This window comes from Streptomyces tyrfis (genome assembly GCF_037034285.1).
Classification (GTDB): domain Bacteria; phylum Actinomycetota; class Actinomycetes; order Streptomycetales; family Streptomycetaceae; genus Streptomyces.
The window spans coordinates 33936-53764 of the sequence record NZ_JBAGJZ010000040.1; the positions used below are offsets into that span (position 1 = coordinate 33936).

General features: G+C 72.9%; 18 protein-coding genes. 16 read left to right on the forward strand and 2 right to left on the reverse strand.

The window, feature by feature from the left end; translation table 11 throughout:
• Positions 1 to 6: 6 nt before the first annotated feature.
• From catC to WA762_RS26375, 5 genes are read left to right on the forward strand one after another with little or no spacing between them, the layout of a single operon-like run.
• Entirely contained in the window at positions 7 to 303 is a 297-nt protein-coding gene (gene catC / locus WA762_RS26355; RefSeq protein ID WP_335938896.1) for a muconolactone Delta-isomerase, read from the forward strand.
• The gene (locus WA762_RS26360) at positions 303 to 1058 is read left to right on the forward strand and encodes a CoA transferase subunit A (protein WP_335938897.1); all 756 of its coding nucleotides are present in this window, start codon (positions 303 to 305) and stop codon (positions 1056 to 1058) included. Before catC ends, WA762_RS26360 begins: the two co-directional genes overlap by 1 nt.
• Positions 1058 to 1705 (forward strand): CoA transferase subunit B, encoded by a 648-nt coding sequence (locus WA762_RS26365; protein WP_335938898.1) that lies wholly within the window; start codon positions 1058 to 1060, stop codon positions 1703 to 1705. The genes WA762_RS26360 and WA762_RS26365 overlap by 1 nt, the downstream gene beginning before the upstream one ends.
• Complete coding sequence (locus WA762_RS26370; RefSeq protein WP_335938899.1) at positions 1702 to 2904, forward strand: thiolase family protein; 1203 nt, start codon at positions 1702 to 1704, stop codon at positions 2902 to 2904. The genes WA762_RS26365 and WA762_RS26370 overlap by 4 nt, the downstream gene beginning before the upstream one ends.
• Before the next feature lie 19 nt (positions 2905 to 2923).
• Entirely contained in the window at positions 2924 to 3757 is an 834-nt protein-coding gene (locus WA762_RS26375) for an alpha/beta fold hydrolase (RefSeq protein ID WP_335938900.1), read from the forward strand.
• A gap of 102 nt (positions 3758 to 3859) precedes the next feature.
• Here the strand turns inward: WA762_RS26375 and WA762_RS26380 are convergent, their stop codons facing one another.
• A complete protein-coding gene (locus tag WA762_RS26380) occupies positions 3860 to 6223 on the reverse strand; it encodes an ATP-binding protein (RefSeq protein ID WP_335938901.1) in 2364 nt (787 codons plus the stop codon).
• A gap of 554 nt (positions 6224 to 6777) precedes the next feature.
• On the opposite strand from WA762_RS26380, the gene WA762_RS26385 reads away from it, so the two are divergent.
• The 7 genes from WA762_RS26385 to WA762_RS26415 all read left to right on the forward strand — a co-directional run bounded on the left by WA762_RS26385 (position 6778) and on the right by WA762_RS26415 (position 12821).
• Complete coding sequence (locus WA762_RS26385) at positions 6778 to 7350, forward strand: flavin reductase family protein (RefSeq protein ID WP_335938902.1); 573 nt, start codon at positions 6778 to 6780, stop codon at positions 7348 to 7350.
• A 47-nt stretch (positions 7351 to 7397) separates the two neighbouring features.
• On the forward strand, positions 7398 to 8972 hold the full coding sequence (locus WA762_RS26390; protein WP_335938903.1) for a 4-hydroxyphenylacetate 3-hydroxylase family protein: 1575 nt from the start codon (positions 7398 to 7400) through the stop codon (positions 8970 to 8972).
• A gap of 53 nt (positions 8973 to 9025) precedes the next feature.
• Complete coding sequence (locus WA762_RS26395; protein WP_335938905.1) at positions 9026 to 9793, forward strand: hypothetical protein; 768 nt, start codon at positions 9026 to 9028, stop codon at positions 9791 to 9793.
• 256 nt (positions 9794 to 10049) lie between these two features.
• Positions 10050 to 10295 carry a hypothetical protein gene (locus WA762_RS26400; RefSeq protein ID WP_335938907.1) on the forward strand — a complete coding sequence of 82 codons (246 nt, stop codon included), beginning with the start codon at positions 10050 to 10052 and terminating at the stop codon, positions 10293 to 10295.
• A 184-nt stretch (positions 10296 to 10479) separates the two neighbouring features.
• Positions 10480 to 10989 (forward strand): SigE family RNA polymerase sigma factor, encoded by a 510-nt coding sequence (locus WA762_RS26405; RefSeq protein ID WP_335938908.1) that lies wholly within the window; start codon positions 10480 to 10482, stop codon positions 10987 to 10989.
• Between the two features lie 10 nt (positions 10990 to 10999).
• Positions 11000 to 11917 (forward strand): hypothetical protein, encoded by a 918-nt coding sequence (locus tag WA762_RS26410; RefSeq protein WP_335938909.1) that lies wholly within the window; start codon positions 11000 to 11002, stop codon positions 11915 to 11917.
• Entirely contained in the window at positions 11907 to 12821 is a 915-nt protein-coding gene (locus tag WA762_RS26415; RefSeq protein ID WP_335938910.1) for a DUF3152 domain-containing protein, read from the forward strand. Before WA762_RS26410 ends, WA762_RS26415 begins: the two co-directional genes overlap by 11 nt.
• Before the next feature lie 273 nt (positions 12822 to 13094).
• Here WA762_RS26415 and WA762_RS26420 read toward each other — a convergent pair whose 3' ends face one another.
• Positions 13095 to 13685, reverse strand: coding sequence for a helix-turn-helix domain-containing protein (locus WA762_RS26420; protein WP_335938911.1), 591 nt, complete (start codon positions 13683 to 13685; stop codon positions 13095 to 13097).
• A 133-nt stretch (positions 13686 to 13818) separates the two neighbouring features.
• On the opposite strand from WA762_RS26420, the gene WA762_RS26425 reads away from it, so the two are divergent.
• The 4 genes from WA762_RS26425 (at position 13819) to WA762_RS26440 (ending at position 19673) form a co-directional block, all read left to right on the forward strand.
• Positions 13819 to 14499 carry an SAM-dependent methyltransferase gene (locus WA762_RS26425; protein ID WP_335938912.1) on the forward strand — a complete coding sequence of 227 codons (681 nt, stop codon included), beginning with the start codon at positions 13819 to 13821 and terminating at the stop codon, positions 14497 to 14499.
• Positions 14500 to 14542: 43 nt separating this feature from the next.
• Complete coding sequence (locus tag WA762_RS26430; RefSeq protein ID WP_335938915.1) at positions 14543 to 15052, forward strand: DinB family protein; 510 nt, start codon at positions 14543 to 14545, stop codon at positions 15050 to 15052.
• A 58-nt stretch (positions 15053 to 15110) separates the two neighbouring features.
• Entirely contained in the window at positions 15111 to 17897 is a 2787-nt protein-coding gene (locus tag WA762_RS26435; RefSeq protein ID WP_443080680.1) for a SpoIIE family protein phosphatase, read from the forward strand.
• A gap of 387 nt (positions 17898 to 18284) precedes the next feature.
• The gene (locus WA762_RS26440; protein WP_335938918.1) at positions 18285 to 19673 is read left to right on the forward strand and encodes a hypothetical protein; all 1389 of its coding nucleotides are present in this window, start codon (positions 18285 to 18287) and stop codon (positions 19671 to 19673) included.
• Positions 19674 to 19829: the final 156 nt, after the last annotated feature.

Here is a 19829-nt window from a genome sequence, read left to right on the forward strand (position 1 = left end):
TCGGCCGTGCTCTTCGCCGTGCGCATGGACGTCGACATCCCGCGTGACCTCGACCCCGGGGTCCGCGGGGACCTGGTGGCCCGCGAGAAGGCGTACTGCCGGGAACTGCAGAAGTCGGGGGAGTGGGTGCACATCTGGCGCTGTGTCGGGCAGTACGCCAACATCAGCGTCTTCGACGTCGCCGACAACGAGGCGCTGCACCGCATCCTGTGGGGCCTGCCCCTCTTCCCCTACATGACGATCGAGGTCACCCCCCTGGCCCAGCACCCGTCCGACCTGGCCGCCGACGAGGTCGTGGCGTGATGGACAAGGTGGTCGCCACCGCCGCGGAAGCGGTCGCCGATGTGCCGGACGGCGCGTCCCTCGCCGTCGGCGGGTTCGGGCTCAGCGGTGTGCCGAACGCACTGATCCAGGCGCTGTACGAACGGGCGGTCAGCGGTCTGAGCGTGGTCTCCAACAACTGCGGGGCGATGGACTCCGGCCTCGCGGTCCTGCTGGCGGCCGGGCGGATCGCCCGGGTGACGGGCTCCTACATCGGCGCCAACAAGGAGTTCGCGCGCCAGTACCTGGCCGGGGAACTGGAGGTGGAACTGATCCCGCAGGGCACCCTCGCCGAGCGGCTGCGCGCCGGCGGCTGCGGGATCCCCGCCTTCTACACCCCGGCCGGGGTCGGCACCCAGGTCGCCGACGGCGGGCTGCCCTGGCGCTACGACGGCACCGGCGGGGTGGCGCTGGCCTCGCCCCCGAAGGAGGTGCGCGAGTTCGACGGCACGGAGTACGTGCTGGAGCGCGGCATCCGCACCGACTACGCCCTGGTCCGCGCGGCCCGGGGCGACCGGCACGGCAACCTCGTGTTCAACAAGTCCTCCCGCAACTTCAACCCGCTCGCCGCCATGGCCGGCCGGGTCACCATCGCCGAAGTGGAGGAACTGGTGGAGCCCGGTGACATCGAGCCGGACGCGGTCCACCTGCCGGGCATCTTCGTGCGGCGGGTGGTGGCGCTCACCCCGGAGCAGGCCGCGGACAAGAGGATCGAGCAGCGGACGGTGAGCGACTGATGGCCTGGACGCGTCAGGAAATGGCCGCCCGCGCGGCACGTGAGCTGGAGGACGGGCAGTACGTCAACCTCGGCATCGGCCTGCCCACCCTCATTCCCAACCATCTGCCGCCGGGGATCGAGGTCGTCCTCGAATCGGAGAACGGAATCCTGGGCACCGGCCCCTACCCTGCCGAGGACCGGGTCGACCCGGACCTGATCAACGCCGGAAAGGAGACGGTCACGGTTCTGCCGGGCGCGTCCTTCTTCGACTCCGCCCTGTCCTTCGGCATGATCCGCGGCGGGCACATCGACGTCGCCGTGCTGGGCGCCATGCAGGTCTCCGCGAAGGGAGACCTGGCCAACTGGGCCGTTCCGGGCAAGCTGGTGACCGGGATCGGCGGTGCCATGGACCTCGTCCACGGAGCCCGGCGGGTGATCGCGGTGATGACCCACACCGCGAAGGACGGCTCGGCGAAGATCGTCCCGGAATGCACGCTGCCGCTCACCGGAAAGGCGTGCGTGGACCGGATCATCACCGACCTGGGCGTCCTCGACGTCGCCGACGACGGCCTGGTCCTGGTGGAAACCGCCCCCGGCGTCACCACCGCGCAGATCACCGGGCGGACAGCCGCCGGGCTCCGCATCCCCGAAGGAATTCCGTCATGAGAGACGTCTACCTCGTCGACGCGGTGCGCACCCCGATCGGCCGCTACAACGGCGCCCTCGCGGGCGTGCGCCCGGACGACCTGGCCGCCCACACGATCCGCGAACTCCTCGCCCGAACAGCCGAGTTGGACCCGTCCCGCATCGACGACATCTACTTCGGCAACGCCAACGGCGCCGGCGAGGAGAACCGCAACGTCGCCCGCATGGCCGCCCTGCTGGCCGGCCTGCCCACCAGCGTGCCCGGCGTGACGGTCAACCGGCTGTGCGCCTCCGGCCTCGAAGCGGTCGTCCAGGCCGCCCGCGCCATCGCCGTCGGCGACGCCTCCGTCGCCGTGGCCGGCGGCGTGGAGTCGATGACCCGCGCGCCGTATGTGCTGCCCAAGAGCGACAGGCCGTTCCCGGCCGGTCACGCCGAGCTGTACTCCACCACCCTCGGCTGGCGCATGGTCAATCCGGGGATGAACCCCGAGTGGACCATCCCGCTGGGCGAGTCCGCGGAACTCATCGCCGAGAAGCACCGGATCAGCCGGGAGCGACAGGACGAATTCGCCCTGCACAGCCATCGGAAGGCCGCCAGGGCCCAGGCCGAGGGGCGCTTCGACGCCGAACTCGTGCCGGTGGACCTCCCGCGGCCCAGAGGCGGGGCGGTCGCTCTCGCCGCCGACGAGTCCGTCCGTCCGGACGCCTCCCTGGAGGCGATGGCGAAGCTGAAGCCGTCCTTCCGCACCGAGAACGGGACGGTGACCGCGGGCAACGCCTCCCCGCTCAACGACGGCGCCGCCGCGGTGCTCCTCACCGACGAGGAGGGCCTGAAGGCCACCGGCCGGGAGCCGCTCGCCCGCATCCGGGCCGGCGGAGTGTCCGCCCTCGACCCCCGGTACTTCGGCCTCGCCCCGGTCGAGGCGGTGAACCGGGCACTCGCCAGGGCCGGCCGGTCCTTCGCCGATCTGGACGTGCTCGAACTGAACGAGGCGTTCGCCGCGCAGGTCCTCGGCTGCCTCGCCGAATGGCCCGAGCTCGACCCCGCCGTCCTCAACCCCCAGGGCGGGGCCATCGCTCTCGGCCACCCCCTGGGCGCCTCCGGCGCCCGCCTCGCCGGCACCGTCGCCCACCAGCTCGCCCGCAGAGGCGGCGGTCTCGGCGTGGCCACCCTCTGCATCGGCGTGGGCCAGGGACTGGCCCTCGTCCTCGAACGCTGACCCCGCCCAAGGAGGCACGGTGTCCACGCCCCACCTGCTGCACCACCACCTGGCCGGTGCGGCCGACGCGCCGCCCCTGATCCTCGGCCCGTCCCTGGGCACCTCCCGGGCGGTCTGGGAACCCCACCTGCCCTCCCTGACCCGCCGTTTCCGGGTACTGCGTTTCGACCTGCCCGGACACGGCGGCTCACCCACCGCGCTGCTGCGCGATCCCGCACCCGGCCGTACCACGGTGGAGGACCTGGCGTCCCTGGTCCTCGGCCTCGCGGACCACCACGGCTGGGACGGCTTCCACTACGCGGGCATCTCCCTCGGCGGAGCCATCGGGACCCACCTCGCGGCCTTTCACCCCGAGCGGGTCGCCTCCCTGGCCGCGGTCTGCTCCTCCGCGCACTTCGGGGCGGCCGATCCCTGGCGCCGGCGGGCGGAACTCGTCCGGCGAGAGGGCACCGCCCCCCTTCTTCCGAACGTCCCGGACCGCTGGTTCGCCACCGCGGCCACCGCGAACACCCCTCTCGGCCGCAGGCTGCTCGGCAACCTCGCCGAAGCCGACCCGGCAGGGTACGCGGCCTGCTGCGACGCCCTCGCCGCGTGGGATGCGCGTTCCGCCCTGGCCCGGATCACCGCGCCCACCCTCGTGATCGGCGGCTCCCACGACACGGCGACTCCTTCGGAGCACGCCGAGGAACTCGCCGGGGGCATCCCGCGGGCCGCCCTGGAGGTCATCGGCTGCGGGCACCTGGCCGTCGAGGAGCCCCGCGCGTTGCGGGCCGCTCTGACCGCCCACCTGTCCGCCTGCCTCGCCGGGGGCGGGACCCGGCTGCCGCGGTCCGACCGGGCCGCCGGTCACTGACGGTCCCGCCCGCGATCGGCGGCGGATGCCGAAGTGGCCCGCAGGCGCGCCGGCCTGCGGGCCACTTCGGCGTCTCCGTCCGTCGCGGGCGGCGCCGCGGGTTCAGGACGTCGCGGCCCGGGAGGCGCGGGCCCCGTCGCCCGATTCGTCGAGGGACACGATCCAGGAGGCGACTCGGGTGCGGGAGGCGAAGCCGAGCTTGCCCAGGATGCGCTCGACGTGGCCGTCCACGGTGCGGGGCGAGATCACCAGGATCTCGGCGATGGCGCGATTGCTCAGCCCCTCGGCGATCAGGCGGGCCACCTCCAGTTCCCGGTCCGTGAGCGGGCAGCTGCGGAGGACACGCGTCGCGGTTGCGGGCTTGACGGCCGCGGCGATCTCCAGCGCGAGTTCGATCGCCTCGGCCTTGGTCAGCCGGGCCAGGCGCTGGGTGACCCTCTCCACCCGTTCCGTGCCCAGCGTTTCGGCGACCTGCCGGGCCATGCGCCGGGAGTCGGCGGTGATGTGGGGTCCGAACGCGTCGACGGAGGTGCCGAGCCGGTGCCACACCGCCCGGGCGGCGGCCCCCAGCATGGCGGCGTTGTCCGCGTGCCGGCCGGACATGGCGATCCAGGACATCAGCTCCAGCACCAGGGCCGTGCAGACGCCGTCCGTGAAGTCGCGCTGGATCTCCAGGGCCGCCACCGCGGCCTGCTTGGCCGCGGGCACGTCGCCCGCGCGCCAGTGCTGCAGACCGCTGATCCACAGGGCGTAGGCGTGGTTCCAGCGCTCTCCGTGCCGGGCGCTCACGGCGAGCACCTCCCGGCAGGTCTCCAGAGCGTCGCCCACGGGCTCCTGGAAGTTCCTCGCCATGGCCAGTTGGAACTGCGCGGTGAGCACCGCGCCCGTGTTGCCGAGCGCCCGGTGTCCCCGCACGGCCCGGTGGTACAGGCCGATCGCCGCGGGCAGGTCGCCGCTGAAGAGGTGGTGGAGGGCCCGCCAGTTCGCGGCGTGCGCGGCCAGCTCGGCATCGTCCAGCGCCGTCGCCACGTGCTCCAGTTCCGTCAGACGGACGTCGGCGGCCTCGCGGTCGCCCTGCAGAAGGGTCGCCCAGGCCGCGACCCACAGCACCGATCCCCGTTCGGGGGTGTCGCCGTCCAGCACGCCGAGGATGCGGTCCAGCCACCGTCTTCCCTCGCTGAGCGAGCCGCCGGCGATCCAGTGGTAGCACAGGAGGGACGCGAGCCGACCGCCCGCGGGACGTTCGCCGGGCGTGGTGAGGGACCATTCCAGGGCCGCGAGCAGGTTGGTGTGGTCGCGCCGCATGGCGGCGAGCATCTCGTGCTGCCCGGGCCCGCACCAGCGCTCCACCATGGAACGGGCCCGGCACAGATAGTGGTCGCGCATGCGGCGCCGCAGCACCGGCGGCTCCCCGAGTCCGTCGAGCCGCTCGGCGCCGTATTCGCGCACGGTCATCAGCTGCCGGTAACGGACCAGTTCACCCGTGTGCTCGGCTATCACGATCGACTTGGCGACGAGCCGGTCGAGGACGTCGACGACGCGCTCGGGGGCGAGATCGCCGAACCCGCAGACCTCCTCGACCGCCCTCAGATCGCATCCGCCCGGGAAGACCGACAGCCGTGCCCACAACAGGCGTTCGTCGTCGGAGCACAGTTCGTGGCTCCAGTCGATCAGTGCGCGGAGCGTCTGCTGCCGCGGGCGGGCCGCCCGGCTGCCGCCGGTGAGCAGTTCGAAGCGATGGTCCAGACGCTCGACGACCTGCCCCACGGACAACGTGCGCAGCCGGATGGCGGCGAGTTCGATGGCGAGCGGCATCCCGTCGAGCCGTTCGCACAGCTGCTGGACGGCGGGGCGGTTGGCATCGGTGACGGCGAAGTCGGGGGCGACGCTCCGCGCCCGGTCGACCAGCAGCTGGACGGCCTCGCTGTGGTCGACGCTCGCGGCGTCGTGCGACTGCTCGGCCGCCGGCACCGACAGCGGCGGGATCACCGTGACCAGCTCGCCCGCGATGCCGAGCGGTTCGCGACTGGTGGCGAGGACGCGCAGGCCCGGCGCCGCTTCGAGGAGTTCGGCCAGCAGCTCGGCGGTGGCCGTCAGCACGTGCTCGCAGTTGTCCACGACCAGCAGCACCTGCTGGGTCCCCAGGTGATCGACCAGTTGCTGGGTCGCCGAGCGGTTCGACTGGTCCAGGACGGCGAGCGCCGAGGTGAACGCGGAGGCCACCTCGCGTACGTCGTGGAGGCTGGCCAGTTGGACGACCTGAGTGCCGTCCCGGAACGCCCTGCGGACCCGGTCCGCGACCACCAGGGCGAGCCGCGTCTTGCCGATGCCGCCGGGGCCGGTCAGCGTGACCAGCCGGGAGGCCGACAGGTTCCTGCGTACGTCGGCGATCTCCTGCCGGCGCCCCACGAAACTGGTGAGGCCGCCGGAGCCGACCAGACAACCGCGTCCACTGTCGTCGTACATGGTCCTCGATGTCCTCGCCTTGGCCGTTCCGCTGCCCCGACGCTATGCCGAAGGACCCGCCGTGCCAAGGACACGCGCACGAAGAGGGAGGCGTCTTCCCCGGTCAGGGCCCTGATCCAGAGTCCCGCGGGCAGGGCTCATATCGCCCGCGACTCAATCCGATCGCAGGTTCGAAGCGAGGGGTACCCGCAGGGACGGAGGGGGTACCGAAGGGGGTCGTCCCACCCGAGACCGCGGCCGTGTCCGCGCCGAGTCTTCTGTCACCACGGACGAGGACCGGGGCTGTGGCGGGCACGGCGTCGGCCGCGTGCCACACCTCCGACAGGCAGGAGCGGGGCAATGTCACCCACGAGTACGAGCCGCCCGGCGAGGGATCCCGGAAGGACGCCCGGCACGACGACCGCCGGCGCGGGTTCCGCCGGACTCCACACGGCGCCCACGACGCGCGCCGGGACGCCCCCACCGGGGCGCGCCCGGGACCGGACGGCCGGCGGCGGCGCCGGGCGCGGGAAGAGCGAGCGCCCCGCGTCCGCGGGCTCTCCGGGGCGGGCCGCATGAATCAGCGCCACCTCAGGAACGCCTTCGGCCGCTTCGCCACCGGTGTCACGGTCGTCACCTGCGCCACCTCCGACGGCGGACGCCACGGCGCCACGGTCAACGCGTTCACCGCCGTCTCCCTGGAACCGGCCCTCTGCCAGGTGACCCTCACCCGCCAGTCCAAGGCGTGCCGGTATCTGAAGGACACACCCTTCGCGGTCAACATCCTGGCGGCCGACCAGACCGACACCGCCTGGCACTTCGCCGGCCGGCCCGTGGAACCGGAACCCCGGTGGTCCGACGGTCCGCTCGGCCCCGTGCTCACGGGAGCGGCCGCCACGATCTCGTGCCGCCCGTGGCGCACCTACGACGGCGGCGACCACCTGATCGTCGTCGGCGAGGTGGTCGAGGCCGACATCACCGATCTGGAACCGCTGCTGTTCCACGCCGGAACCTTCCGCCACCTGGGCCGACGCGACGCGGGCGTGCACTGGGGCGCCTGCCTGGACAGCCCCGAGAGCGGATGGTTCACCGGCGCGTCGGCCTTCACCGCGATGCACGCGGAGCGCGCCGCGCGCCACGCCTCGTGATTTCCGATCAATTCCCGATCACACCTTCGAGACCAGTTGGGGCAGACATGACTCTGGAAGACACCGGTTCTCCGGCCGCCTCGCCCGCGGAGGGCGTCCGCAGGACCCGCCCGCTGACGGGCGACGAGTACATCGAGTCCATTCGCGACGGACGGGAGGTGTGGGTCTACGGCGAGAAGGTCGAGGACGTCACCGAGCACCCCGCCTTCCGCAACTCGGTGCGCATGACCGCGCGGCTGTACGATGCCCTGCACGACCCGGACAAGCAGTCGGTGCTCACCGTGCCGACCGACACCGGGAGCGACGGTCTCACCCACCCGTTCTTCCGCACGCCGCGCAGCCGCGAGGACCTGGTCGCCGACCGCGACGCGATCGCCGAGTGGGCGCGGATGACCTACGGCTGGATGGGCCGCAGCCCCGACTACAAGGCGGCCTTCCTCGGCACCCTCGGCGCCAACAGTGACTTCTACCAGCCCTTCGGCGACAACGCCCGGCGCTGGTACACCGAGTCCCAGGAGAAGGTCCTCTACTGGAACCACGCCATCATCAACCCGCCGGTCGACCGCGACCGCAACCCCGACGAGGTCAAGGACATCTTCGTCCACGTCGACGAGGAGCGCGACGACGGCCTGGTCATCAGCGGCGCCAAGGTGGTGGCCACCGGCTCGGCCATCACCCACTACAACTTCATCGCCCACTACGGCCTGCCGATCAAGAAGAAGGAGTTCGCGCTGGTCTGCACCGTCCCGATGGGCACGCCCGGCATGAAGCTGATCAGCCGGCACTCCTACGCGATGAACGCCGACGTCATGGGCAGCCCCTTCGACTACCCGCTGTCCAGCCGCTTCGACGAGAACGACACCATCTTCATCCTCGACAAGGTGAAGATCCCCTGGGAGAACGTCTTCATCTACGGCGACGCCGAGAAGGCCAGCACGTTCTTCCCCGGCTCGGGCTTCCTGCACCGCTTCACCTTCCACGGCTGCACGCGCCTCGCCGTCAAGCTCGACTTCATCGCCGGTCTGCTGATGAAGGGCGTGGAGGTCACCGGCACCAAGGACTTCCGCGGCATCCAGACCCGCGTGGGCGAGGTCATCGCCTGGCGCAACCTGTTCTGGGGCCTGACCGACGCCATGGCGAACAACCCGGACTCCTGGAAGGACGACGCCCTCCTGCCGAAGCTCGACTACGGCCTGGCCTACCGCTGGTTCATGACCCTGGGCTACCCGCGGATCAAGGAGATCATCATGCAGGACCTGGGCAGCGGGCTGATCTACCTCAACTCCAACGCCAAGGACTTCTCCGTGCCGGAGATCCGCCCCTACCTGGACAAGTACGTGCGCGGGTCCAACGGGTACGACTCCGTCGAGCGGGTCAAGCTGATGAAGCTGATCTGGGACTCCATCGGCAGCGAGTTCGGCGGCCGGCACGAGCTGTACGAACGCAACTACTCCGGAAACCACGAGCAGGTGCGCGCGGAGATGCTCTTCACCGCTCAGGCCTCAGGCGCCGCCGACGCCATGAAGGGCTTCGCGGAGCAGTGCATGGCCGAGTACGACCTGAACGGCTGGACCGTGCCGGACCTGATCAACCCGGACGACGTGAGCATCCACCGCCGCTGACCCCTCCCGCCGGGGCGGCCCGCCGCCGCCCCGGCCCACCCTGGAGCCGCACCATGAGCGACACCCGTACGTCGACACCTCCCACCGGCGCGGGCTCCGGCGCGTCGGCCGGCACCGTGTGGACGGGGCTGCACGAGGTGCCCCCCGACTGGCGTGGCTGCGCCGTGACCATGGGCGTCTTCGACGGGTTCCACCGCGGACACGCCGCACTGGTCCGGCGGGTGCGCGAGCGGGCGGCTCGGCACGGGCTGCCGTCCGTGCTGCTGACCTTCGACCCGCATCCCCTCACGGTGACCTTCCCGGAGCGCGCGCCCAGGCGCCTGACGTCCCTCGAAGAACGCGTCCGCCTCGCCCACGGCCTCGGCATCGACGCCGTCCTCGTGCTGCCGTTCACTCCGGTGCTGGCCGGCATGGCGGCCGACGAGTTCGCCGACCGGGTCCTCGGCCGCACGCTCGGGGCCCGTGCCGTGGTGGTGGGCGAGAACTTCCGCTTCGGCCGGGGAGGCGGTGGCGACCCCACCCTGCTCCGCCGCGCGGGAAAGCGGCTCGGATTCACCGTGGACGCCGTGCCCCTCGTCGCCCACGACGGCCGGACCTGCTCCTCCACCCTGATTCGCAGCCGTCTGGCGGCCGGTGACCTCAAGGGCGTCGAAGAACTGCTGGGACGCCCGTGGCGTACGACGATCTCCGTGCCGCCCGTGCCGCCCGTGCCGTCGGTGCCGCCCGGCGGCGCCGCGTCCCGTGCTCCGGCGACCGGCGGCGTCGCGCGGCCGGCCCCGGCGCCCCCGTCCCCCCGCCGAATCCGGCCTGAAGGGCGCTGAGCGCTCGGCTCTGCCGAAAGGCGGAGTCCGGATCGGCCCTGAGGCCCACGCCCGCGCGCCCGTGGCGGCCAATACTGGACCGCATGCCCCTCGTCAGCTGTTTCCGTCGTGTCGGCCGCCTCTGCCCGGACGCTCCAGCGCGTCCGGGCAGAGGCGGCCGGGGCGTCGTGGAGACGGCCGCCGCGGCCCTCGCCGCCTCGTGTCCGTTCGCGGTCTCCCAGCGGCTGCCGAATCTGCCGCACGCCGCTTTCCAGCCGTGCGTGATCGCGGCCGTCGTCGTGCTCTTCCCGTCGCGGCGGCGCCGGACCGGGGCCGTGCTCCTGGTCCGTTCTCGCTGAGCGACGCGACGAGCGCCGCCGACGACGACCTGCGGACCGCGCTGTTCGGGTGCGGCATCCTGATGACCGGTCTGATCGCGTCGGCCCCGCTGCCCGCCGGACCGGTCATCCGCCTGTTGCCCGGCGTGCGGACCGCCTCCGCCGTGGCGGACTCCACCGTCTGAGCCGGCACCGCGTCGAGACGATCTCCGGGGCCGTACCCGCGGACCGTCGACGACGTGCTGAAGCTCCGCTTCCCCAGCCTGTGCGGCCGCGCCGGAAAATTCCCGAACTCGTCTTCAACCTTTTGGCCGCGCCGCCACTCAGTACAGGGGTGATAGACCACCGAGACCCCGGAGAGGGGGACAGATGACCGCAGACGGCAGTCGGGACTCCACCGGATTCGAGGAGTTCGCCCGGGCGTACCAACGGCGTCTGTACCGGACCGCATACCTGCTGTGCGGCGATGCGGAGAGCGCCCGCGACCTGGCCCAGACGACGCTGGCCAAGCTCTTCCAGTACTGGCACCGGGCGAGCAAGGCCGACGATCCCGCCGCCTATGCGCGCACCGTCCTCACCCGGACGTATCTCGCCGAGCGCCGACGCCGGCTCCGCGACTTCCTGGCCCACAGCCGTGTCGACGCCCCCCGCCCCTCGGTGGGCCCCGAGCTGACGGTGACGCTGCTGACCGCGCTCGCCGAACTGCCGCCCCGTGCCCGGGCGATGGTCGTCCTGCGCTACTGGGAGGACCTGGACGTGCGGACGGTCGCCGAGCTGCTGCGCTGCAGCGAGTCCACCGTCAAGAGCCAGTGCTCGCGCTCGCTCGCCACGCTGCGTACGCGGCTGGGCGACCCGTGCCTCTACACCACCCGCAGCTGAGGAGAACGTCATGGACATGTTTCCGGAAGGCGCGCCGCAGGAGAGCGAGGACCGGCTGATCAGGGAGGCCATGGCGGAGGCGGCCGAGGGGGCGCCTCCGCTGCCGGACCTGGTGCCGGTCGCCCTGGCCGTGGGCCGCCGACGCCGCACCAGGGCGCGGGCGGCGATCAGTGGCGGGGTGGTGGGAGTGGTGGCGCTCGGGGTGTTCGGCGCGATGCTGCCGTCCTGGGGCACGGGGGAGGACGCCGCGCAGGTCGGGGCGCCCTCGCCCGTACCGAGCATGAGCGACGGGCCCCCGTCCCCCGTGTCCACCAGGCCCACGCCCGGATTCCCGACGCCGAACCCCTCGTACACCGGGCCGACACGTGTGCCCGTCCACATCCAGCCCAGTCCGGGGGAGTCGTCCATGGCCGACCTGCCCGCGGCCGAGCGCGGGCGGCAGGAGGAGTTCCAGCAGCAGGCGGCGGCCATGCTGGACGAACTGCTGCCCGCGGCGTTCGGCACGGTACGCCCGGTCGACCTGGCCGTCAGCCAGTACCAGGGCGGTTCCGGGGGCCATGTCTTCCCCGTCGTCTTCTCCGTACGCCCCACCGGCGGCCAGACGCAGGAGCCGCCCTGCCAGGAGGCCCCGGAGATGAAGTACGAGTGCGAGCAGGTCACCCTGGTGGACGGGATCGTGGCCCGCGCGTTCACCATGACCGGGACCTCGAAGGACGGGAAGGAGGTCGTCGGCGTCGGCGTCCGCTTCACCTACAAGGACAGCGCCGTCGTCCTCTCGGCCGACGGCGACGACTCCGCCGGGGTCTCGGCGCCGGTCACCGCCGGCCGACTGCTCCACGTCGCCCGGGACGAACGCTTCCTGCGTCTGGTGCGTTACGCCGAAGCGTTCCCCATGGAGCCGAGGCAGGAGTCCGGCCATGGCGGGTGAGGAGCGGGGACGGCGGACGCGTGGTCGTGGTGCGATTCGGCGGGCCCGCCGCCGGAAGACCCGGATACGGGTGATGGGCGCCGTGCTGGTGCCGGGTGCGCTGCTGCTCTGCGGGGCGTTGGCGTGGAGTGGCGGCGAAGGGGCGTCGGCACGGGCGGGCGCCCCGTCGGACCGGGTGGAGGCGTCGTCCTCCCCGGGCCCGGGCGTCGGTCCCGGCGCCCCTTCGAAGGCCGGCGGTCCTCGCTCCGCCGCGTCGGCCGACGACGGCGATACCGGGGCGGGGGAGGAGCGTGCGAGGGAGGGGACGCCCGGGCCGGGCAAGAACGCGGACGAACTGCCCGTGCACGGCTCCGGCGAGTTCGTCACCGCTGCCCCGGCGCACACCGGCAGCCATGGCACCGGCACCGTTCACCGCTACCGCGTCGAGGTGGAGCGGGGCGCCGGTCTGGCCACGGGTCCCGCCGCGGCCGCGGTCTCCGAGGTGTTCGCCGACCCGCGCGGCTGGACCCGCACGGGGCACGACGCGTTCCAGCAGGTCGGCTCGGGCCCGGTCGGTCTGGTGATCCGGATCGCGACACCGGACACCGTCGACCGGCTCTGCGGGGCGTACGGGCTGAACACCCACGGCGAGGTCAACTGCCGCGTCGGCACCACGGTCGTCGTGAACCTGAAGCGGTGGATGCGGGGGTCGCCGCAGTTCGACGGCCCGCTGGCCGAGTACCGGGCGCTGATCATCAACCATGAGGTCGGCCACTGGCTGGGCCACGGCCATGAGACCTGCCCGGGGCCGGGACGCCGTGCGCCCGCGATGATGCAGCAGATCGACGGGCTGAAGGGGTGCGTCGCCAACGCGTGGCCGTACACGTCCGAAGGCACGTACCTGCGCGGCCCGTCCGTCCCGTGACGGCGCGGACGCCCCGGCACGGACGGAACCTTCGAGAACGACGTCACCGTGGCGGGCCGCCACCGGAGCACGGCGGAGACGGAACGCGCTCCTGACCACCGGTCGCGGGACTCCGGAGGAGAGCGCCCGGCGCCCGCGCCGCCACCCGCGAGGACCTGCCAGGGGCCGTGGAGCAGCAGCGCGGGAGATCCGCTGCCGCCGTGGTCGGAGCGGCCCGCTCCCGGTCCTCGCGCCCGTCGATCACCCGTCGACTGCCCGTAGATCACCCGTCGATCAGTCGCGGGTCCTTCGCCGCCGCGGCGCCAGATGCGCGTGCTCTCCCTGCGGCCCGAACAGGGCGAGCAGTTCCGCGGGCCGGCCGTCGGCGCTGCCGATCCAGTGCGGGATGCGGGTGTCGAACTCGGCGGCCTCGCCGGCGCCGAGCCGGAACTCCTGCTCGCCGAGCACGAACCTGACGTGTCCGTCGAGGACGTAGAACCACTCGTATCCCTCGTGGGTCCGCGGGTTCATCGCGGGTGCGCGGCCGGCGGGCGGATAGACCACCTTGTAGGCCTGGATGCCGCCGGCCCGCCTGGTCAGCGGTACCAGTACCAGACCGGACCGCCGCACCGGCCGCAGGTGGACACGCGGGTCGCCGGTGGGCGGCGCCGCGACGAGATCATCGAGCGGGACGCCGTGCGCCCGGGCCAGGGGCAGCAACTGCTCCAGCGTGGGGCGGAGTCTGCCGTTCTCCAGGCGCGACAGGGTGCTGGCCGTGAGGCCGGTCTCGTCCGCCAGCGCCGCCAGCGTGGCGCTCCGCGCCCGGCGCAGGGCACGCAGCCGCGGCCCGACCCCGGCCAGCACGTCCTCGGTGGGGTTGTCCATGCCCCGATGATGCGGATCCGCAACTTTCCTTGCAAGGGCGAAGCGGCGGTGGTGATGCTGTCCGTACCTCACCGGCGCCGAGGACGCCCATCCGGAGCGCGCGGCACGCCGGCCGACCGAAGGGCCAACTCGCATGGATTCCACCCGGCATCGCCGATCCACCGCCGACGCCGCGAACGACGAGGGCACGGCGGACCAGCACGCCGAGCTGTTCTGGGAGCGGCACTACCGCGCCCGGCGCGCCCCGAGCGCACGCGTCAACCCGCTGCTCGCCGAGACCGCCGCACCGCTGCGCCCCGGCGCCGCCCTGGATCTGGGCTGCGGCGCCGGCGGCGACACCCTCTGGCTCGCCCGGCGGGGCTGGCACGTCACGGCCGTGGACATCTCCACCACCGCCGTCGAACGGGTACGGGAACGCGCCCGCGACCTGGGCGTCGCGGACCGGGTCACCCCCGAACAGCACGATCTGGCCGCAGGCTTCCCGGCCGGCCGGTTCGATCTCGTCTCCGCCCAGTACTTCCACACCCCGCTTCCCCTGCCCCGCGGCCGCATCCTGCGCACCGCCGCGCGGGCCCTGCGAGCCGGCGGTCTCCTGCTGGTCGTCGACCACGGTTCCACCGCGCCCTGGTCCTGGAACCAGGACCCCGACCGCCACTGCCCCGCGCCCGCCGAGATCGCGGCCGAACTCGATCTCGACCCCGCGCGCTGGTCCGTCCTGCGCGCCGACACGCCCCGCCGCCGGGCCACCGGGCCCGCCGGCGAGACCGCCACCGTCACCGACAACGTCCTGCTCGTCCGGCGGACCGCCGAATGACCGCCCGAACCGGACGACGCCGTGCGGCGACAGGAGCGACGTGATGCCGGGAAACCGTGCGCGGCGATCCCGGACCGGGGCGAAGGACACCGGACCGCCGCGGACCGGCGCCGACGAGAAGGCCACCCTGCGGGGCTTCCTGGACCAGCTGCGCGATGCGGTCGCGGACAAGGTCGCGGGCGCGCCGGAACCGCAGGTGCGGACGGGCGGAGTGCCCTCGGGCACCAGCCTTCTCGGGCTGCTGAGGCATCTGGCGTTCGTCGAACGGTTCTACTTCCTCGGCGAGGAGGCCGAGGACTGGCCGGCGACCATGCGGCCGTCCTCCCAGGACACCGTCGAGGACGTGCTCGCCGACTACCGGGCGGCCGTCGAGCGGGCGAACCAGGTCATCGAGGCCTGCCCGGATCTGGCTCTTCCCGCCCCTCGCCCCCCGCGCCGAGGGCCGGCGCCGTCGATGCGATGGGTCCTGGTGCACATGATCGAGGAGACCGGCCGGCACGCCGGCCACGCCGACATCCTCCGCGAGCAGATCGACGGATCCACCGGCCGCTGACACCCGGCTCCGGGCTGTACAGCGTGCCAGCTGCCACCCATCAATAGAGCATTGAAATATGGGTATATTGTCTCATTTTTGGCAGGAGCATACGCGGGGCGCTCGGGCCGGAGATGAACGGGAAGTCCCGCGCCGTTCGCGGGAGCGGCCCCTGCGCTCACTACTGCGCGTGCGGAGCGTCGCGGGCCAGGTGTTCCTCCTGCAGCTGGTGGTGGTGGGGATCATGGTCGCCGCGGCGCTGGGGGCGCTGGTGTTCCAGGCCCGGCGCCAAGGCACGGAGGCGGCCCGCAGCGAGGTGCTTGCCGCCGGTGAGGCGTTCGCCAACTCTCCGGGGATCGTGAAGGCACTGGACGGCCCCAATCCCACCGCGGTGCTTCAGCCGCTCGCCCAGAAGGCCGAGAAACGGTCCAACCTCGACAACCTGGTCGTGGCTACGACAAGCGGCATCCGTCTCACCCACCGTGACCCGCATCTGATCGGGAAGCGCTATGTCGGCCCGTACAAGGAGGCCGTGCACGGCAAGGCCTTCACGCATATCGTCGAGGACCCTCTGGGGCTGTCCGTGTACGCGGCGGTTCCCGTGTTCCGGCCCGACGGCTCGGTGGCCGGCATCGTGACTCCCGAGATCACGGTCAAGAACGTGCACAAGACGGTGGGGCGGCAGCTGCCGATGCTCTTCGGCGGCGCCGGAGGCGCGCTCGTGCTGGCCGGCGGCGGCTCCGCGCTGGTGAGCGCGCGGCTGCGGCGGCAGACCCGGGGACTCGACCCGACCGAGATGACCCGCATGTACGAGCACCATGACGCGGTGCTGCACGCGGTTCGCGAGGGTGTGCTGATCATCGCGGGGGACGGGCGGCTGCTGCTGGCCAACGACGAGGCGCGGCGGCTGCTGGACCTGCCGGCGGACGCGGAGCGGCGCCACGTCACCGACCTCGGCCTGCCGCCGGACATCGCCGGGCTGCTGGCCTCCGGGCGGACGGCCACCGACGAGGTCCATCTCGCGGAGGACCGGCTGCTGGCCGTCAACCTGCGGCCCGTCGGCGACGGCGGCCAGGCGGGCAGCGTGGCTACGCTGCGTGACACCACCGAACTGCGCGCCGTGACGAGCCGGGCGAAGGTGGCGCGGGCGCGCCTGAGGCTGCTGTACGACGCCGGGGTCCGGATCGGCACCACGCTGGACGTGGTGCGAACCGCCGAGGAACTGGCCGAAGTGGCCGTCCCCCGGTTCGCCGACTTCGTCACCGTCGAGCTTCGGGACCCCGTCCTGCGAGGCGAGGAACCGGTCGGCCCGAGCACCGAAGTGCGCCGCACCGCCGTCCGCGGCATCCGCGACGACCAGCCCCTCTTCCCGGTCGGCGAGCTGATCCGGTTCGTCCCCGCGAACCCCATAGCCGCTGGTCTGGCAACGGGCCGTGCGACGCTCGCGCCCGACCTGGCGGCATCCGACAGCTGGCGTGCCCAGGACCCGGAACGCTCTCGGAGAATCCTGGACTACGGCATCCACTCCCTGATCTCGGTACCGCTGCAGGCGCGCGGGATCGTGCTGGGGACGGCCGACTTCTGGCGTTCGGAGAACCAGCCCTTCGACGAGGACGACCTGTCCTTCGCCGAGGAGCTGACCGCCCGCGCGGCCATCTGCGTCGACAACGCCCGCCGTTACACACGTGAGCACGCGATGGCCGTCACCCTGCAGCGCAGCCTGCTGCCCCGCGAGCTGCCCGAGCAGTCCGCCGTCGAGGTCGCGTACCGCTATCTGCCGGCCCAGGCCGGGGTGGGCGGCGACTGGTTCGACGTCATCCCGCTGCCCGGCGCCCGGGTGGCCCTGGTGGTCGGCGACGTCGTCGGCCACGGCCTGCACGCCGCCGCCACCATGGGCCGCCTGCGCACCGCCATCCACAGCTTCTCCGCGCTCGACCTGTCACCCGACGAACTTCTCGGGCACCTCGACGAGCTCGTCGCCCGCATCGACCAGGAACACACCGCCGAGGGCAACGGCACGGCCATCACCGGCACCACCTGCCTGTACGCGATCTACGACCCGGTCTCCGGCCGGTGCGCCGTGGCCCGGGCCGGGCACCTGGGCCCCGCCGTCGTCCACCCCGACGGCACCGTCTCCTTCCCCGACATCCCCGTCTCCCCGCCCCTCGGCCTCAGCGCCGGCCTGCCGATCGAGAGCGCGGAGCTGCACCTGCCCGCCGGTACCCGGCTCGCCCTCTTCACCGACGGACTCGTCGAAAACCGCGACCGCGACCTCGACACCGGCCTCGAACTTCTGCGAGAGGCCCTCGCCCATCGGGACCACACTCCGGAACAGACCTGCCGGACGGTGATCGACGCCCTGCTGCCCGCCCGCCCCGGCGACGACATCGCCCTTCTGGTGGCTCGCACCCGGATGCTGGATCCCGAGCAGGTCGCCGAGTGGGACGTGACGGGCGGCCCCACAGCCGTAGCCCCTCTCCGCTCCGCCTGCGCCCGCCGGCTGGAGACCTGGGGCCTGGACCAGGCCGCCTTCACCACCGAGCTGATCGTCAGCGAGCTGGTCACCAACGCCATTCGCTACGGCGCCGCCCCCGTCCGGCTTCGCCTGCTGTACGACCGCAACATTCTCATCTGCGAGGTCTCCGACGGCAGCAGCACCTCTCCGCATCTGCGCCGGGCGGCCACCACGGACGAGGGCGGGCGCGGCCTGTTCCTCATCGCCCAGTTCGCCCAATGCTGGGGCACCCGGTACACCGACCACGGCAAGGTCATCTGGGCCGAGCAATCGCTGCGCGACGGTGCGGCCGAGCCCGGTCACGCCACGGGCGACGATCTCCTGAGCCAATGGGACGACCAGGTGCTGTGACGGTCCCGCCCTCGCGGTGGGGCCAGTCGCGTGATGGATGGGCCGCGCGGACGGCGGCCTCCGCCTCGCTGCCCCGAAGTGATCGGATCAGGGTATCTAATTCTGATTTGTCGTGATTTCCCATCAGATGTCCCGTCATGCCTGCGTCTTGTCGCGCGAGGGGTGCGGGGCGCTTCGCTGTGAGGAGAGGTGAACCCGCGGATGAGAGCTCGTACTCGCGGACAAGGCGTTCTGCCGTGGCATAGGGTCGGCCGGCAGTGGCCCGTGTCCGTGTTCAGGGACCCGGCCGGTGGGACGGCCCCAGTGCGTGACGTCGGCGCGTCCGGTCCGGTCGGCCCGGGCGGACGGCGTGGCGAGCGCGGTGCGGGGGCGGTATCGGCAGGGTGCGTGCTGCTGTCCGGCATGGCGCTGCTGGCGGCCACGGCTCCGCCGGTGACCGCCGCGCCGGCGGGGGCCGTGCCGACGCGGGAACAGAGGGCTGATCCGTCGCAGACCTTTGCCTTCACCGGCGCTCCGCAGACCTTGACGGTTCCGGCGGGGGCGGTGGTGACGATCACCGCGGACGGCGCCGGCGGCGCCGACAACGCCGGCACGCCCTGTTCCGTCACGGGGACCGGTGGGTCGGGGGCGCGGGTCGTCACCACCCTCCCGCAGACCACCGCACCGACGACCTTCACCGTCGACGTCGGCGGCACCGGCGGCAAAGGCTGCAACGGCACCGGGACGCCGGGCGCCGGCGGCTTCAACGGCGGCGCCCCGGGCGGGAGTTTCCCGCTCAGCGGTTTTCATTTCGAAGGTCCGGGCGGAGGCGGGGCCTCCAGCGTCAGCACGGGCGGCTCCCTGCTGGTGGTCGCCGGGGGCGGCGGCGCCGCGGGCGGCACCGGAGCGGGCTCGCCGGGAGGGAACGGGGGCCACGGCGGGACGACACCTGATGCCACCGGCGGCACCGCGGGAAGCGCCACCGGGCCCGGGGCCGCGCCGGGGCAGGGCGGAGGCGGCGGCAGCACCAGCACGAGCACCGGGGGCGCCGGCGGGGCCGCCGGCTCCGTTCCCTCCTGCGTGGCCATGAACGGCGGGCCGGGGAGCGGGTTCTCGGGCGCCGCGGTCGGGACCGGTGGCACCGGGGGCAGCTTCGACGGCGGCTGCGCCGCCACCGCCATCGCCGGCGGCGGGGGCGGCGGGGGCGGGTACTTCGCCGGCGGGGGCGGCGGCAGCGGCGCCGTCAACAACAGAGGCACCTCGGCGGGCGGTGGCGGCGGTGGCGGCGGCAGCAGCTTCGCCACCCCCACGGGCACCGGCACGAGCTACGCGCTCTCGACCACGGGAACGGCGAACCACAACGGCCAGGTGACCATCTCCTACACGGTCCCGTCCCTGACCATCGCCAAGACCCACGCCAGGCACTTCACCCAGGGGCGGGACGGCGCCTACACCATCACCGTGGGCAACGCCGCCGGGGCCGCCCCGACCGACGGCACCGCGGTCACCGTGCACGACACCCTCCCCGCCGGGCTCAGCGCCGACAGCATCCGCGGCACGGGATGGAACTGCACCCTGAACACCCTCACCTGCACCCGCAGCGACGTCCTCCCCGCCGGGAGCAGCTACCCTCCCATCACCCTGAAGGTCGACGTCTCCTGCAAGGCACATGCCCAGGTGACGAACACCGTCACCGTCACCGGGGGCGGCGACACCACGACCCACACCGCCAACGACCCCACCAGGATCAAGCGCCACGAGCACGACGAGCGCTGCGAGCACCACGACCACTGGTGATCCGACCGGCCGGCGCCGACGGCGGGGCGCGTCCATGAGGACGGCCCCGCCGTCAGGCTCCTCCACGCCTTCGCCGCGCTCGCCGAGCCCGTCCGCGAGCTGATCGGCTCCGGCGCCCGCGAGGGCCTGGACACGGTCCGCGGCCGGGCAGGCGTC

Excerpts from the sequence above, each read along its gene's own strand:
- WA762_RS26360 (WP_335938897.1), top strand. The coding sequence starts at position 303 with ATGGACAAGGTGGTCGCCACCGCCGCGGAAGCGGTCGCCGATGTGCCG.
- WA762_RS26365 (WP_335938898.1), top strand. The coding sequence starts at position 1,058 with ATGGCCTGGACGCGTCAGGAAATGGCCGCCCGCGCGGCACGTGAGCTG.
- WA762_RS26370 (WP_335938899.1), top strand. The coding sequence starts at position 1,702 with ATGAGAGACGTCTACCTCGTCGACGCGGTGCGCACCCCGATCGGCCGC.
- WA762_RS26380 (WP_335938901.1), bottom strand. The coding sequence starts at position 6,223 with ATGTACGACGACAGTGGACGCGGTTGTCTGGTCGGCTCCGGCGGCCTC.
- WA762_RS26385 (WP_335938902.1), top strand. The coding sequence starts at position 6,778 with ATGAATCAGCGCCACCTCAGGAACGCCTTCGGCCGCTTCGCCACCGGT.
- WA762_RS26390 (WP_335938903.1), top strand. The coding sequence starts at position 7,398 with ATGACTCTGGAAGACACCGGTTCTCCGGCCGCCTCGCCCGCGGAGGGC.
- WA762_RS26395 (WP_335938905.1), top strand. The coding sequence starts at position 9,026 with ATGAGCGACACCCGTACGTCGACACCTCCCACCGGCGCGGGCTCCGGC.
- WA762_RS26405 (WP_335938908.1), top strand. The coding sequence starts at position 10,480 with ATGACCGCAGACGGCAGTCGGGACTCCACCGGATTCGAGGAGTTCGCC.
- WA762_RS26410 (WP_335938909.1), top strand. The coding sequence starts at position 11,000 with ATGGACATGTTTCCGGAAGGCGCGCCGCAGGAGAGCGAGGACCGGCTG.
- WA762_RS26415 (WP_335938910.1), top strand. The coding sequence starts at position 11,907 with ATGGCGGGTGAGGAGCGGGGACGGCGGACGCGTGGTCGTGGTGCGATT.
- WA762_RS26420 (WP_335938911.1), bottom strand. The coding sequence starts at position 13,685 with ATGGACAACCCCACCGAGGACGTGCTGGCCGGGGTCGGGCCGCGGCTG.
- WA762_RS26425 (WP_335938912.1), top strand. The coding sequence starts at position 13,819 with ATGGATTCCACCCGGCATCGCCGATCCACCGCCGACGCCGCGAACGAC.
- WA762_RS26430 (WP_335938915.1), top strand. The coding sequence starts at position 14,543 with ATGCCGGGAAACCGTGCGCGGCGATCCCGGACCGGGGCGAAGGACACC.
- WA762_RS26435 (WP_443080680.1), top strand. The coding sequence starts at position 15,111 with ATGGGTATATTGTCTCATTTTTGGCAGGAGCATACGCGGGGCGCTCGG.